Annotated in this window: 13 protein-coding genes; 10 read left to right on the top strand and 3 right to left on the bottom strand. The window is 76.2% G+C overall.

Features of this window, described 5'->3' with window-relative positions:
* Nucleotides 1–60 precede the first annotated feature (60 nt).
* Nucleotides 61–453, top strand: coding sequence for a DUF4233 domain-containing protein (locus ACI79L_RS01465; protein WP_456935061.1), 393 nt, complete (start codon nucleotides 61–63; stop codon nucleotides 451–453).
* Here ACI79L_RS01465 and ACI79L_RS01460 read toward each other — a convergent pair whose 3' ends face one another.
* Both ACI79L_RS01460 and ACI79L_RS01455 read right to left on the bottom strand, forming a co-directional pair.
* Complete coding sequence (locus ACI79L_RS01460) at nucleotides 454–987, bottom strand: Clp protease N-terminal domain-containing protein (RefSeq protein WP_456935060.1); 534 nt, start codon at nucleotides 985–987, stop codon at nucleotides 454–456. It lies immediately after the preceding gene.
* Between the two features lies 1 nt (nucleotide 988).
* Nucleotides 989–1228 (bottom strand): helix-turn-helix domain-containing protein, encoded by a 240-nt coding sequence (locus ACI79L_RS01455; RefSeq protein WP_456935059.1) that lies wholly within the window; start codon nucleotides 1226–1228, stop codon nucleotides 989–991.
* Nucleotides 1229–1303: 75 nt separating this feature from the next.
* Between ACI79L_RS01455 and ndk the strand changes: the two genes are divergently transcribed.
* Genes ndk through ACI79L_RS01435 form a run of 4 tightly spaced genes read left to right on the top strand, consistent with a single transcriptional unit; the run spans nucleotide 1304 to nucleotide 4349 of the window.
* Nucleotides 1304–1717, top strand: coding sequence for a nucleoside-diphosphate kinase (gene ndk, locus ACI79L_RS01450; protein ID WP_456935058.1), 414 nt, complete (start codon nucleotides 1304–1306; stop codon nucleotides 1715–1717).
* 43 nt (nucleotides 1718–1760) lie between these two features.
* A complete protein-coding gene (locus tag ACI79L_RS01445; RefSeq protein WP_456935057.1) occupies nucleotides 1761–2714 on the top strand; it encodes an ABC transporter ATP-binding protein in 954 nt (317 codons plus the stop codon).
* 1 nt (nucleotide 2715) lies between these two features.
* Nucleotides 2716–3519 (top strand): ABC transporter permease, encoded by an 804-nt coding sequence (locus ACI79L_RS01440; protein ID WP_456935056.1) that lies wholly within the window; start codon nucleotides 2716–2718, stop codon nucleotides 3517–3519.
* Entirely contained in the window at nucleotides 3516–4349 is an 834-nt protein-coding gene (locus ACI79L_RS01435; protein ID WP_456935055.1) for an ABC transporter permease, read from the top strand. Before ACI79L_RS01440 ends, ACI79L_RS01435 begins: the two co-directional genes overlap by 4 nt.
* Here the strand turns inward: ACI79L_RS01435 and ACI79L_RS01430 are convergent.
* Nucleotides 4346–6697, bottom strand: coding sequence for a putative bifunctional diguanylate cyclase/phosphodiesterase (locus ACI79L_RS01430; protein ID WP_456935054.1), 2352 nt, complete (start codon nucleotides 6695–6697; stop codon nucleotides 4346–4348). The genes ACI79L_RS01435 and ACI79L_RS01430 overlap by 4 nt on opposite strands.
* Nucleotides 6698–6812: 115 nt before the next feature.
* Here ACI79L_RS01430 and ACI79L_RS01425 point away from each other — a divergent pair, with 115 nt between their 5' ends.
* The 5 genes from ACI79L_RS01425 to rpmA all read left to right on the top strand — a co-directional run bounded on the left by ACI79L_RS01425 (nucleotide 6813) and on the right by rpmA (nucleotide 13807).
* On the top strand, nucleotides 6813–8741 hold the full coding sequence (locus tag ACI79L_RS01425) for a TIGR03960 family B12-binding radical SAM protein (RefSeq protein ID WP_456935053.1): 1929 nt from the start codon (nucleotides 6813–6815) through the stop codon (nucleotides 8739–8741).
* Between the two features lie 2 nt (nucleotides 8742–8743).
* Nucleotides 8744–9511: a TIGR03936 family radical SAM-associated protein gene (locus ACI79L_RS01420; RefSeq protein ID WP_456935052.1), complete on the top strand. Its 768-nt coding sequence runs from the start codon at nucleotides 8744–8746 to the stop codon at nucleotides 9509–9511.
* Between the two features lie 277 nt (nucleotides 9512–9788).
* Nucleotides 9789–13040: an Rne/Rng family ribonuclease gene (locus ACI79L_RS01415; protein WP_456935051.1), complete on the top strand. Its 3252-nt coding sequence runs from the start codon at nucleotides 9789–9791 to the stop codon at nucleotides 13038–13040.
* Between the two features lie 190 nt (nucleotides 13041–13230).
* Nucleotides 13231–13542, top strand: a complete 312-nt coding sequence (rplU, locus tag ACI79L_RS01410; protein ID WP_110007164.1) for a 50S ribosomal protein L21 — start codon at nucleotides 13231–13233, stop codon at nucleotides 13540–13542.
* A 7-nt stretch (nucleotides 13543–13549) separates the two neighbouring features.
* Complete coding sequence (rpmA, locus tag ACI79L_RS01405; protein WP_387985394.1) at nucleotides 13550–13807, top strand: 50S ribosomal protein L27; 258 nt, start codon at nucleotides 13550–13552, stop codon at nucleotides 13805–13807.
* The last annotated feature ends 118 nt before the right edge of the window (nucleotides 13808–13925 follow it).

Below are 13925 nucleotides of genomic sequence, written 5' to 3'. Positions count from 1 at the left end.
GTCACGCACGGGCAGGGCGCCGGGCGGCACGGTGCCGACGAGCGCCGGCGAGGAGACGCCGTGACCGCGCCGGACCCGGTCCGGGCCGCGAAGGCGCTGCGCGGGGCGGCCGCCGCCGTGCTGCTGCTCGAGGGCATCGCGGTGCTGTTCGTCCCGCGGGCGATCGCGCAGACCGAGGCCGGCCTCGGCGCCACCCGGCTGACGATCCTGCTCGTGCTCGCCGTCGTCCTGGTGCTGGCCAGCGGCGTCCAGCGGCGGCCGCGCGGCCTGGAGATCGGCACCGCGCTGCAGGTCCCGCTGCTGCTCACCGGGCTCATCGACTCGTCGATGTGGTTCGTCGGCGGCGTGTTCCTGCTGATCTGGCTGTACCTGCTGCAGATCCGCAAGGAGCTGCTCGGCGCGCCGTTCCGCGAGCCGGCCGCTCCCTCCGGGGACGACGCCCCGCCCGCCTGATCAGGCCGCGTCGGCCCGCCCGTCGAGCCGCCGCCGCAGGCCGGCGACGTCGGCGCCGGCGCGGGCCAGCGCCGCGGACACCGCGGGGTCGCCGACCTCGAGCACCCCGGCGAGCAGGTGTCGGCCGTCGATGACCCGGTCGCCCCGCGCGACCGCCGCGCGCAGCGCCTCCTGCAGCGCCGTGCGGCTGCTGCGGGCGAAGCGCAGGTGTCCCCGCCGGCGGCCCCTCGTCCCGCGGTCGAGCGCGCCCGGGCCGAACGCCGCCTCGGCGGCCGCCCGCACCCGGTCCAGGTCGATGCCGAGCGCGGCCAGCGCCTCCGCGTCGAACGCGCCGCCCCCGGCGGGGGACAGGCCCGCGCGGAGGTCGGTCACGTGCACGCCCGCGGCGGCCAGCAGCGGGGCGGCGGGGCCCGGCGCCGCGGCGAGGGCGACCAGCAGGTGCACCGGGTCGACGCTGTCCGACCCGGCGGTGCGGGCCTCCTCCTGCGCCAGGACCACGACCGTGCGCGCCTCGGCGGCGAACCGTTCGAACACCTCAGGACTCCCTCCACGTCGTCCCGGACGACCGGGCGTGCTTCTTGTGCACCGCCTGCCGCGTGACGCCGAGCGCGTCGGCGACCTGCTGCCACGACCAGCCGCGCCGGCGGGCGGCGGCGACCTGCAGGGCCTCCAGCCGGTCGGCCAGGTCCCGCAGCGCGCGGACCCCGCGCAGGCCGACGGCGGGGTCGTCGCTGGTGGCGGCGGTGAGCGTCTGGTCCGCGGTCCGGGCGGTCATGGTGCCAACCGTGGTTGACGATCGCCCGGATGTCAACCCCGGTTGACATCCCGGCGCCCCGTAGGCTGCCGTCCCGTGACTGATCGCACCCTGGTCCTCGTCAAGCCCGACGGCGTCGCCCGCGGCCTCATCGGAGAGGTCGTCTCGCGGCTGGAGGCCAAGGGCCTGCGCCTGGTCGCCGCCGAGCTGCGCACCCTGACCCGCGAGGTCGCCGAGGAGCACTACGGCGAGCACCGCGAGAAGCCGTTCTTCGGCTCGCTGGTCGAGTTCATCACCGGCGGCCCGCTGCTCGCCCTCGTCGTCGAGGGGCCGCGCGCGGTCGAGGCGTTCCGCGCGCTGGCCGGCGCCACCGACCCGGTGAAGGCCGCCCCCGGCACCATCCGCGGCGACTTCGCCCTCGAGGTGCAGTCGAACATCGTGCACGGCTCGGACTCCGACGAGTCCGCCGCCCGCGAGATTGGGCTGTTCTTCCCGGACCTCAAGGCCTAGTCGGCTCGACCCGGCCCCGGGGACCGGGGGCAGCATGGGGGACGTGGTGGAGTCGCTGGTCCGGGCCCGGGGCCTGGTGAAGCGCTTCGGGGAGCACACCGCCGTCGACGGCATCGACGTCGACATCGCGCCCGGGGAGGCCTTCGGCTTCCTCGGGCCCAACGGTGCCGGCAAGAGCACGACCATGCGGATGGTCGGCGCGGTGTCGCCGCCGACGGCGGGGGAGCTGCGGATCCTCGGCATGGACCCCGCCGTCGACGGCCCGGCCATCCGTGCCCGCCTCGGCGTCGTCCCGCAGACCGACAACCTCGACCTCGAGCTGACGGTCGAGGAGAACCTGCTGGTCTACGGCCGGTACTTCGGGCTGCCGCGGGCGGTCGTGCGGGAGCGGGCCGCCGAGCTGCTGGACTTCGTGCAGCTCAGCGACCGGGCGCGGGACCGGGTCGAGCCGCTGTCGGGCGGGATGAAGCGGCGGGTCACCATCGCCCGTGCGCTGGTCAACGACCCCGACGTCGTGCTGCTCGACGAGCCCACCACCGGGCTGGACCCGCAGGCCCGGCACGTGCTGTGGGAGCGGCTGTACCGGCTCAAGCAGCGCGGGGTCACCCTCGTGCTCACCACGCACTACATGGACGAGGCCGAGCAGCTGTGCGACCGGCTGGTGGTCATGGACCGCGGCCGGATCGCCGCCGAGGGCTCCCCGGCGCAGCTGATCGCCACCTGGTCCACCCGCGAGGTGTGCGAGCTCCGCTTCCCGCTGGCCGAGGGCGGCGGCGGGCCGGCCGCGCACGCCGACGCGCTGGCGCCGCTGGTGTCCCGCGGCGCCGTCGAGCGGGTGGAGGTGCTGCCCGACCGGCTGCTGCTCTACACCGCCGACGGCGACGCCGCGCTGACCGAGGTGCTCGCGCTCGGGCTGCGGCCGCTGTCGTCGCTGGTCCGGCGCAGCTCGCTGGAGGACGTGTTCCTGCGGCTCACCGGCCGGACGCTGGTCGACTGACGTGGTCCCGTCCCCGGCCGCCCGCTCCTCCCTCCGTGGGGGCGCGGCGTGGTCCTTCTTCCTCCAGCGGCTGACCGCGCACCGGCACTTCTGGCGCAGCAGCGCGATCGGCAGCGTGCTGGAGCCGGTGCTGTTCCTCGCCGCGATGGGCCTGACGCTCGGCACCCTCGTCGACCGCGGGCCCGGCGTCCCCGGCGGGGTGGGCTACCTGGCCTTCCTCGCCCCGGGCCTGTTGGTGGCCGCGGCCATGCAGACGGCGACCGGCGAGTCGACCTACCCGGTGCTCGGGGCGCTCAAGTGGGACCGGCTGTACGAGGCGGTGCTCGCCACGCCCGCCCGCCCGGCCGACGTCCTCACCGGCCACCTGCTCTACGTCGCCTTCCGCGTGACGACGTCGGCGGCGGCGTTCCTGGTCGTGCTCGTGCTGTTCGGCGCCGCGGAGAGCCCGCTGGTGGTGCTCGCGCTGCCGGTCGCGCTGCTCACCGGCCTGGCCTTCGCCGCGCCGGTCACCGCGATGGCCGCCCGGCTGGAGGAGGACGCCGCGTTCGCCGCGCTGCAGCGTTTCCTCATCGTGCCGATGTTCCTGTTCAGCGGGACGTTCTTCCCGGTCACGCAGCTGCCGGCGGCGCTGGAGTGGTTCGCCTACGCCACCCCGCTGTGGCACGGCGTCGCCCTGGCCCGCGACCTCGCCCTCGGGACGGCGGAGGCGGGGTCCGCGCTGCTGCACGTCGGCTACCTGGCGCTGTGGGTCGCCGCCGGCGCGTGGCCGGCCGCCCGGGCGCTGCACCGGCGGCTGGTCCGGTGACCGGCGTCCCCGCGCCGGTGCGCCCGGCGTCGCTGCTGCTGCGGGTCGTGCCGCTGTACCCGCTGTCCGCGCGGCGGGCCGGGCAACTGGTCTACCGGAACCTGCTGGTGGCCCGGCGCAGCTGGCTGGTGTTCGTCTCCGGGTTCGCCGAGCCGTTCTTCTACCTGTTCTCGATCGGCGTCGGCATCGGCGGGCTGGTCGGCGACGTCGTCACCGACACCGGCACCGCGCTGACCTACCAGGAGTTCGTCGCCCCGGCGCTGCTCGCCTCGGCCGCGATGAACGGCGCGGTCTACGACGCCGTGTTCAACCTGTTCTTCAAGCTGCGCTACGCCAAGCTCTACGACGCCGTGCTCGCCACCCCGGTCTCGGCCGCCGACGCCGCGGTGGGCGAGACGGTGTGGGCGCTGCTGCGCGGCGCCGTCTACTCCACGGCGTTCCTGCTGGTCATGCTCGCCATGGGCCTGGTCGGCTCCTGGTGGGCGGTGCTCGCCCTGCCCGCGGCGGTGCTCATCGGGTTCGCGTTCGCCGCCGTCGGGCTGGCCGCGAGCACGTTCCTGCGCGGCTGGCAGGACTTCGAGTTCGTGCAGGTCGTGATCCTGCCGCTGTTCCTGTTCTCCACGACCTTCTACCCGCTGTCGACCTACCCGCGGCCGCTGCAGGTCGTCGTCGAGTGCACCCCGCTCTACCACGGCATCGAACTGGTCCGCGGGCTGGTGACCGGCGACGTGCGGTGGGGGCTGCTGGTCTCGGTCGCCTACCTCGCCGTGCTGGGCGTGGCGGGCCTCGCGGTGGGCGCCCGCCGGCTCGAGGGCCTGCTCCTGCGTTAGGCGGCACCCAGCAGCGGGCGGCCGGCGCGGACCAGCAGCTCGACGGTCTCGGCCGGCACCGGGGAGCCGAACAGGTGGCCCTGCGCGGCGTCGCAGCCCAGCGACCGCAGCGCGGCCAGCTGCGCGGGCTGCTCGACGCCCTCGGCCACCACCTGCAGGCCCAGGCTGTTGCCCAGCGCGATGACCGCGTCGGCGACCGACCCGGCCGCGGCGCCGGCGGCCAGCAGCGCCACCGACGACGGGTCGATCTTCAGCCGGTCCAGCGGCAGGTCCTGCAGCCGGGACAGCGACGACGCGCCGGTGCCGAAGTCGTCGATCGCCACGTGCACGCCCAGCGCCCGCACCTCGCGGATGCCGGCCGCGGCGTCGGGACCGGCGGCCACGGCCTCGGGCACCTCGATCTCCAGCCGGCCGGGGTCGACGCCGGCGTCCCGGGCGGCCGCGGCGATGCTGACGGCGAGGTCGCCGGTGGCCAGCCGGCGCGGGGAGACGTTGACCGCCACCCGCAACGGGGGCAGGCCGGCGTCGTCCCACGCGCGCAGCTGGGCGCACGCCTGGCCGATCACCCAGTCGTCGATCGCGTCGATGACGCCGCTGGCCTCGGCGACCGGGATGAAGCCGGCCGGCTCCACCAGCCCGCGGGTGTGCGACTGCCAGCGGGCCAGCGCCTCCACGCCGGTGACCGCGCCGCTGCGCAGGTCCACCTGCGGCTGGTAGAGCACCCGCAGCTCGCCGGAGCCGACGGCGGCGCGCAGGTCGCGGACCAGCTCGTCCTGCGCGGCGACCTCCTCGCGCATGCCGCGCTCGAACACCCGCACCCGGTTCTTGCCGCCGGACTTGGCCACGTACATGGCGAGGTCGGCGTCGCGGAGCAGGTCGTCCATGCCGCGCCGGTCGGCGGCGTCGGTGAAGGTGACGCCGACGCTGCCGCCGACGGTGAACTCCTCGCCGTTCCAGCCGACCGGCCGGCGCAGCGCGCCCAGCAGCCGCTCGGCCACGGTGACGACGTCGCGGCGGCCCTCGACGTCCTCCATGAGCACCACGAACTCGTCGCCGCCGAGGCGGGCCACGGTGTCGGCCGGCCGCACGGACGTCTCCAGCCGGCGGGCGACGGCGACGAGCACGGCGTCCCCGGCCTCGTGCCCGGCGACGTCGTTGACCGCCTTGAAGTCGTCGAGGTCCAGCAGCAGGACCGCGTGCCGGCGGGCGCGGCGGTCGGCGAGGGCGTGCTCGAGCCGGTCCTGCATGAGCGCCCGGTTCGCCAGGCCGGTGAGCGGGTCGTGCAGCGCCATCCGGGCCAGCTCGCCGGCCTGCCGCTCCAGCTGGCGGGCGGCGGCCCGGGCCTCGGCCTCGTCGCGCTTGCGGCCGGTGATGTCCCGGGTGATCCCGGCGATGCCGGCGGGGGTGCCGTCCTCGTCGCGGATGAGGGAGAAGGTGACCAGGGCGTCGAAGGCCGAGCCGTCCTTCCGGCGGTGCCGCCGCTCGTGGCTGCCGGGCGGCAGCCGGGTCAGGTCCGCGGGGAGCGGGGCGCCGGCGGACAGCATCGACGCGTGCCGGCCGAGCGCCTCGGCGGCGGTCCAGCCGTAGAGCCGCTCCGCGCCGGGGTTCCAGCTGGTGATCCGGCCGTCGGGGGTCGTCGTCACGACGGCGTCGTCGGTGGTCTGGACGACGGCGGCCAGCCGGGCCAGCTCGTCGCGCTGGGCGCGCAGCTCGGCGGTGCGCTCGGCGACCAGCTGCTCGACGCGCTCGCGCCGGTCGTCGAACCGCCGCCAGGCCACCAGGCACGCCCAGCTCTCCAGCAGCACCAGCCCCGCGTGCAGGGCGGCCATCGGCAGCGCCGCGACCGAGTGCCCGAACACCGCGTGCGGCCACAGCGTGCCCAGCACGAGGTGGTGGACGGCGACGAACCCGACCGCGAGCAGGAACGGCGCCCGCGCGGCGTAGAGCGCAGCGAGCGGGAGCAGTGCGAAGAACAGGAAGTGCGCCTCGGTGGCGCCGCCGGACAGCCACACGCCCAGGGCCGCGGCGGTCATCAGCCCGAGGGCGGCGGCCGCGGCGCGGGTGTTGCGGCCCAGCCCCGGCGCCCAGGCCAGCGCGGTCAGCAGGGCCAGGGGCGCGGCGTGCAGCACGGCGGAGACGACGCCGCCCCCGCGGGCCAGCGCGTAGACCGGGACCGCGGCGAGCAGGACCAGCAGCGTCCGGAGGACGAGGAGGTGGTGGGCGGCCCACTGCTCGGCGGGCATCGCGCGGCCCCTCGGCAGCGGCAGCACGAGCCGGGCGGAGGGTCGGGTCGGGGAGACGCCGTCGGCGTCGCGCAGTGCACCGGTGCTCCCGGCCGGCGGGACCATGCTCCTCCTCGGAGGCCGTCCTGCTGGTCACCGTCAGTTTAGTCGTGATCACGCTGCGCCGCTGGTCGAGAACCGGGCCGGGGGCGCCGGGAGAGCCGTCTACCCTGGACGGATCATGAGCGGAGAGAGCCTGTACCCCCGTCTCGAGCCCCTGCTGGCCCAGGTGCAGAAGCCCATCCAGTACGTGGGCGGTGAGCTGAACGCCCAGGTCAAGGCCTGGGACGACGTCGCCGTGCACTGGGCGCTGATGTACCCGGACGCCTACGAGGTGGGGCTGCCCAACCAGGGCCTCATGATCCTGTACGAGGTGCTCAACGAGCGCCCCGACGCCCTCGCCGAGCGCACCTACGCCGTCTGGCCCGACCTCGCCGCCCTCATGCGCGAGCACGGCGTCGGGCAGTTCACCGTCGACGCCCACCGCCCGGTGCGCGACTTCGACGTCCTCGGGGTCAGCTTCGCCACCGAGCTCGGCTACACGAACCTGCTCGAGGCCCTCGACCTGGCCGGGATCCCGCTGAACGCGGCCGACCGCGACGAGACGCACCCGGTCGTCGTCGCCGGCGGGCACGCCGCGTTCAACCCCGAGCCGATCGCCGACTTCGTCGACTGCGCCGTCCTCGGCGACGGCGAGCAGGTGGTCGGCGACGTCACCGACGTCGTCGGGGCGTGGAAGGAGCAGGGCCGCCCCGGCGGCCGCGAGGAGCTGCTGGCCCGGCTGGCCCGCGTCGACGGCGTCTACGTGCCGCGCTTCTACGCCGTCTCCTACGGCCCCGACGGCGCGATCGCCGCGGTGACCCGGACCCGCGACGACGTCCCGGCCCGGGTCGGCAAGCGCACCGTCATGGACCTCGACGAGTGGCCCTACCCGAAGACGCCGCTGGTGCCGCTGGCCGAGAGCGTGCACGAGCGGATGAGCGTCGAGATCTTCCGCGGCTGCACCCGCGGCTGCCGGTTCTGCCAGGCCGGGATGATCACCCGCCCGGTGCGCGAGCGGACGATCACCGGGATCGGCTCGATGGTCGACCAGGGGCTGCGCGCGACCGGCTACGAGGAGGTCGGGCTGCTGTCGCTGTCGTCCGCCGACCACTCCGAGATCGGCCAGGTCGCCAAGGAGCTCGCCGACCGCTACGAGGGCACCAACACCGGGCTGTCGCTGCCGAGCACCCGCGTCGACGCCTTCAACGTCACCCTCGCCAACGAGCTGTCCCGCAACGGCCGCCGGTCGGGGCTGACCTTCGCGCCGGAGGGCGGCAGCGAGCGGATCCGCCGGGTGATCAACAAGACCGTGTCCAAGGAGGACCTGGTCGCCACGGTCACCACCGCCTACGCCAACGGCTGGCAGCAGGTGAAGCTCTACTTCATGTGCGGGCTCCCCACGGAGACCGACGAGGACGTCCTGGAGATCGCCGAGCTCGCCGTGGAGGTCATCCGCGCCGGCCGCGAGGCCAGCGGCCGCAAGGACATCCGCTGCACCGTGTCCATCGGCGGGTTCGTGCCCAAGCCGCACACCCCGTTCCAGTGGGCCGGGCAGGCCAGCGCCGAGACCATCGACCACCGCCTGCGGGTCCTGCGGCAGGCGATCAACGCCGACCGCCGGATCGGCCGCTCCATCGGCCTGCGCTACCACGACGGCAAGCCCGGCGTGATCGAGGGCCTGCTGTCCCGCGGCGACCGCCGGGTCGGCCGGGTCGTCGAGCGGGTGTGGCGCGAGGGCGGCCGCTTCGACGGCTGGAGCGAGCACTTCTCCTTCGAGCGCTGGACGGCCGCGGCCGCCGCGGAGCTCGCCCCGCTCGGCGTGGACCTGGACTGGTTCACCACCCGCGAGCGCACCCAGGACGAGGTCCTGCCCTGGGACCACCTGGACTCCGGGCTGGACAAGGAGTGGCTCTGGGACGACTGGCAGGACGCGCTGTCGGAGGAGGAGGTCGCCGACTGCCGGTGGACGCCCTGCTACGACTGCGGCGTCTGCCCGACCAACGGCACCGAGATCCAGATCGGTCCCACCGGGCGCAGCCTGCTGCCGCTCACCGTCGTCGGCCGCTGACCGTGGCCCGCACCCCGGACGGCCCGCCCCCGCCGCCGACCGTCCAGCGCCTGCGGCTGCGCTACACCAAGCGCGGTCCGCTGCGCTTCGCCTCCCACCGCGACCTCGCCCGCGCGCTGGAGCGGGCGCTGCGCCGCGCGCGGGTGCCGATGGCCTACTCCGCCGGCTTCACCCCGCACCCGAAGATCAGCTACGTGGGCGCGGCGCCGACCGGGGCGGCCAGCGAGGCCGAGTACCTGGAGATCGGCCTGGCCGAGCGGCGCGACCCCGAGGAGGTCCGGGCCGCGCTGGACGGGTCGCTGCCCCCGGGCATCGACGTCCTCGAGTGCGTGGAGGCCGCCGAGGGCGGCGGCTCGCTGGCCGACCGGATCGACGCCGCGCGGTGGCGGATCGAGCTCTCCGGCGTCGAGCCCGCCACCCTCGCTGCGGCGGTCGACGCCTTCCTCGCCCGGGAGGAGGTGCTCGTCGCCAAGCGCACCAAGAACGGCCTCCGCGACGTCGATGCGCGCGGCCCCGTGGCCTCCGCGTCCGCGGGCGGGGAGGCAGGTTGTGCCATACTGCACCTGGTTGTCCGGCAGGTGACGCCCGCCGTTCGACCCGACGACGTGGTGGCCGCTCTCACCGCCGTCGCCGACCTGCGCCCGCCGTCGCCCCCCAGGGCCGTGCGTGAGGCGCAGGGCCGGCTCGACGACAGTGGGACCGTGGCCGATCCGCTCGGTCCCGACCGAGCGGCGCGCACCCGCTGCCAGGGGGAGCACGCCGCCGTCTGACCGGGCGACCCGGGAGCCACCGCGACGTCGAGCGACACGGCTGCCAGACGTGCCGCCCCGGACCGGCACCACCCGAGACCATCGGTACCACCGCTCCACCAGCAGTGCGGCCCCGGCCGCGGCGACCGCCGCGCGGGACCGACCACAGACTTCGCGAGCCGGGCTCGCCGCCGCACCCCGAGCGGCCACCCGGCCCGCCCAACCCGTGCTCCTGCGCGGCCGCCCGTCCCCGGTGGGGGACCGGCGCCCGGGAGCACCACACAGGAGGCGAGCCCTCGTGGCCGACCAGGACAGCGACACCCCGACCACCGACACCAGCAGCGGGTCCGCGCCCGCCCTCCCGCCCGGCGACGCGCCGGTCGCGGAGGTGCTGAGCGGGGAGGCGGCGACCGGGGAGACCCCCGACGAGGAGCCGGCGGAGACCGCCGCGGCCGAGCCACCCGCGGAGGCCGGGCCCACCCCGGAGCCCGAGGAGGACCCGGAGGACGAGCCGGACCGGTCGCCGTTCGGCGCCCAGTTCAGCTCGCCCGAGCCGACCGCGGTCATCGCCCGGCCCCGCCGCCGCGCCACCCGCCCGGCGGCCGCCCCCGAGCCCGCCGCGTGGACGCCGCCCCCGCCGGCCGCCGCCCCGGTGGCGCCGGCCTTCGTGAGCTTCGTGGCCCCCGAGGCCGAGGCGGCACCGGCCCCGCGCCGGCGCAGCCGCCGGCCGCTGCCCGAGTCGCCCGACGTCGAGGACGTCGCGGCGCCGGCCGAGGACGACGAGGAGACCCCGGCGCCGCGCTCGCGCCGCAGCCGCTCGCGCCGCCGCGGCGGGGCCGCCGAGGAGCAGCCCGCCGACGAGCGGGCCGTGGTCGAGACCGCCGAGGACACCGACGCGGACGCGGCCGAGGCCGAGGCCGACCGGGACGAGGCCGACCGCGACGAGGCCGACCGCGAGGACGCCGACCGCGACGAGACGGCCGGCGGCAGCCGGCGCCGCCGCCGGGGCCGCCGCGGCCGCGGCCGGGGCCGCAGCGGGGACGACTCCGCGGACGCCGACGCCGACGAGGACGCTCCCGAGCGCGCCTCCGACGACGAGGACGCCGAGGACGAGGACACCGACGCCGAGGCCGCCGAGGACGCCGAGGACGCCGAGGACGCCGAGGACGCCGACGGCGAGGGCGCCGAGGGCACCTCGACCACGCGGCGCCGCCGCCGGCGCCGTCGCCGCGGCGGGGACGGCGAGGCGTCCGCGGCCGAGGACGACGACGACCGCCCCGAGCGCGCCGGCCGCAACGGCCGCAGCACCAGCGACGACGACGTCCGCGGCGTCACCGGCTCCACCCGGCTGGAGGCCAAGCGCCAGCGCCGCCGCGAGGGCCGGGACAGCGGCCGCCGCCGCGCGCCGATCCTCACCGAGGCCGAGTTCCTCGCCCGCCGCGAGGCGGTGGAGCGCCGGATGGTGATCCGCCAGCGCGGCGAGCGCACCCAGATCGCCGTCCTCGAGGACGGCGTGCTGGTCGAGCACTACGTCACCCAGGCGCAGGCGACGTCGTTCGCCGGGAACGTCTACCTCGGCCGGGTGCAGAACGTGCTGCCCAGCATGGAGGCGGCGTTCGTCGACATCGGCAAGGGCCGCAACGCCGTCCTGTACGCGGGCGAGGTCAACTGGGACGCCGCCGGGCTCAGCGGCAAGCAGCGCTCGATCGAGCAGGCGCTCAAGTCCGGCGACAAGGTGCTGGTGCAGGTCACCAAGGACCCGATCGGCCACAAGGGCGCCCGGCTGACCCAGCAGGTCAACCTGCCCGGCCGGTTCCTGGTCTACGTGCCCGGCGGGTCGATGACCGGCATCAGCCGCAAGCTGCCCGACACCGAGCGGCAGCGCCTCAAGGACATCCTCAAGAAGATCGTCCCCGACGACGCCGGCGTGATCATCCGGACCGCCGCGGAGGGCGCCTCGGAGGAGGAGCTCACCCGCGACGTCGCCCGGCTGCAGGCGCAGTGGGAGGTCATCAGGCAGAAGTCCGAGTCCTCGAACAACGCCCCGACGCTGCTCTACGGCGAGCCCGACCTCGCCATCCGGGTCATCCGCGACGTCTTCAACGAGGACTTCAGCGAGCTCGTCGTCCAGGGCGACGACGCGTGGGACACCGTCGAGGCCTACGTCGCGCACGTCTCCCCGGAGCTCACCGGTCGGCTGACCCGGCACACCGGCGAGGGCGACGTCTTCCGCGACCTGCGCATCGACGAGCAGCTGGCCAAGGCGCTGGACCGCAAGGTGTGGCTGCCCTCCGGCGGCTCGCTGGTCATCGACCGCACCGAGGCGATGACGGTCATCGACGTCAACACCGGCAAGTTCACCGGGTCCGGCGGCAACCTCGAGCAGACCGTCACGCGCAACAACATGGAGGCGGCCGAGGAGATCGTCCGCCAGCTCCGGCTGCGCGACGTCGGCGGCATCATCGTCATCGACTTCATCGACATGGTGCTGGAGAGCAACCGGGACCTGGTGCTGCGGCGGCTGACCGAGTGCCTGGGCCGCGACCGCACCAAGCACCAGGTCGCCGAGGTGACCTCCCTCGGCCTGGTGCAGATGACCCGCAAGCGGGTGGGCCAGGGCCTGCTCGAGGTGTTCTCCGAGCCGTGCGAGCACTGCCGCGGCCGCGGCGTCCTCGTGCACACCGACCCGGTCGACGACCGCCGTCGCGGCGGCAACGGCTCCGGCGGGCACGGCCCGGGCTCCGGCAACGGCGGCCGGCGCGACCAGGGCGGCCGCAAGGACGCCGAGCGCACCGAGCGCAAGGAGACCGAGCGCAAGGAGACCGAGCGGACCGAGGCCGAGGCCACGGCGCCCGAGACCGGGCCCGACGCCGCCGAGAACGGCGAGGGCCAGCGGTCCGGCGGCGGGCGGCGCAACCGGGGACGGCGCAACCGCGGCCAGGCCGGTGAGGAGCGCGCCGCCGAGGACGCCGCGGTGCTCGCCGCCGCCTCCGCCGACGACCCGTCCGGCGCCGGGACCTCCGACGCCGGGACCTCCGACGCCGGGACCTCCGGGGAGGCGGTCGTGGAGGAGGCCCCCGAGGTCGAGGTCACGGCCGCCGTCGGCGCCGAGGTCCCGGGCGCCGAGGTGACCGAGCCGGAGGAGACGGCCCGGCCCGAGGCCGCCGAGCCCGGGACCGCCGAGCCCGGGACCGCCGAGCCCGGGACCGCCGAGCCCGGGACCGCGGAGCCGGAGGACGCGGAGGAGGCCCCGCAGGCCGACCCCGCGCTGCTGGTCACCGACGCCGCCGTCCCGGCGGACGCCGCCTCGGCGGAGCCGCAGGGCGCCGCCGAGGAGGAGGCGGTCCCCGCGGGCGCCGGCCCCGACGACCCGGCCCCGGCCCCGGCCGCGGACCCGCAGGCCCCCGGCAGCCCGGACCCGGCCGGGGAGACCCCCGCGGCCGAGGCCCAGCCGCCGGTGGCCGACGACGGCACCGGTGCCGCGGTGGGCGGGGCCCGCCCGCGCCGCCGCCGCGCCGCCAGCCGCCCGGCCGGCCCGCCGGCCAGCTAGACCCTCCGGGCAGCCGGGGCCGCGTTCGACCCGGTCCCGGCTGCTCGGGTACGCTGGTCGGGTTGCACCGCCCCGGACCGGGTCTCCCGGTCCCGCGCAGGCGGAGCGGCCCGTCCAGCACCCGGCGCCCGCGCCGGGGTGTGCGCAGGACGCAGCGCGGGACAGACAGCAGCGATCGAGGAGTTCAGTGGTGTACGCAGTCGTGAAGGCCGGGGGCCGGCAGCACAAGGTGGCCGTGGGCGACCGGTTCACGGTCAACCGTCTCGCGGGTGAGGCGGGCGACACCGTCACCCTCCCGGCCCTGCTCCTGGTCGACGGCGAGACCGTCACCAGTGACGCGCAGGCGCTGGCCGGCGTGACCGTGACCGGCGAGATCGTCGGCCACGGCAAGGGCCCGAAGATCCGCATCCACAAGTTCAAGAACAAGACGGGCTACCACAAGCGTCAGGGCCACCGTCAGCCGCTGACCGACGTGGTCGTCCGCGACATCACGAAGGGCTGACGACGACATGGCACACAAGAAGGGCGCCTCGTCCTCCCGCAACGGCCGCGACTCGAACGCCCAGCGCCTCGGCGTCAAGCGCTTCGGCGGCCAGGTCGTCAAGGCCGGCGAGATCATCGTGCGCCAGCGCGGCACCCACTTCCACCCGGGCCTGGGCGTCGGCCGCGGCGGCGACGACACGCTGTTCGCGCTGACCCCCGGTGCGGTCACCTTCGGCACCAGCCGGGGCCGCAAGACCGTCTCGATCACGACGGTCGAGGCCTGAACCCGTCGGGTTCGAGAGACAGCACGCGACGAGGGGGCGGGGGGGGGGGGGGGGGGGGGGGGGGGGGGGGGGGGGGGGGGGGGGGGGGGGTGGGGTATACGGGGCGTGGTGTGTCCCG

The sequence above is a fragment of the Geodermatophilus sp. SYSU D00684 genome (assembly GCF_054050455.1).
This window is presented reverse-complemented; position numbering and strand designations above follow the sequence as displayed.

Excerpts from the sequence above, each read along its gene's own strand:
- ACI79L_RS01430 (WP_456935054.1), bottom strand. The coding sequence starts at position 6,697 with ATGGTCCCGCCGGCCGGGAGCACCGGTGCACTGCGCGACGCCGACGGC.
- ACI79L_RS01455 (WP_456935059.1), bottom strand. The coding sequence starts at position 1,228 with ATGACCGCCCGGACCGCGGACCAGACGCTCACCGCCGCCACCAGCGAC.
- ACI79L_RS01425 (WP_456935053.1), top strand. The coding sequence starts at position 6,813 with ATGAGCGGAGAGAGCCTGTACCCCCGTCTCGAGCCCCTGCTGGCCCAG.
- rpmA (WP_387985394.1), top strand. The coding sequence starts at position 13,550 with ATGGCACACAAGAAGGGCGCCTCGTCCTCCCGCAACGGCCGCGACTCG.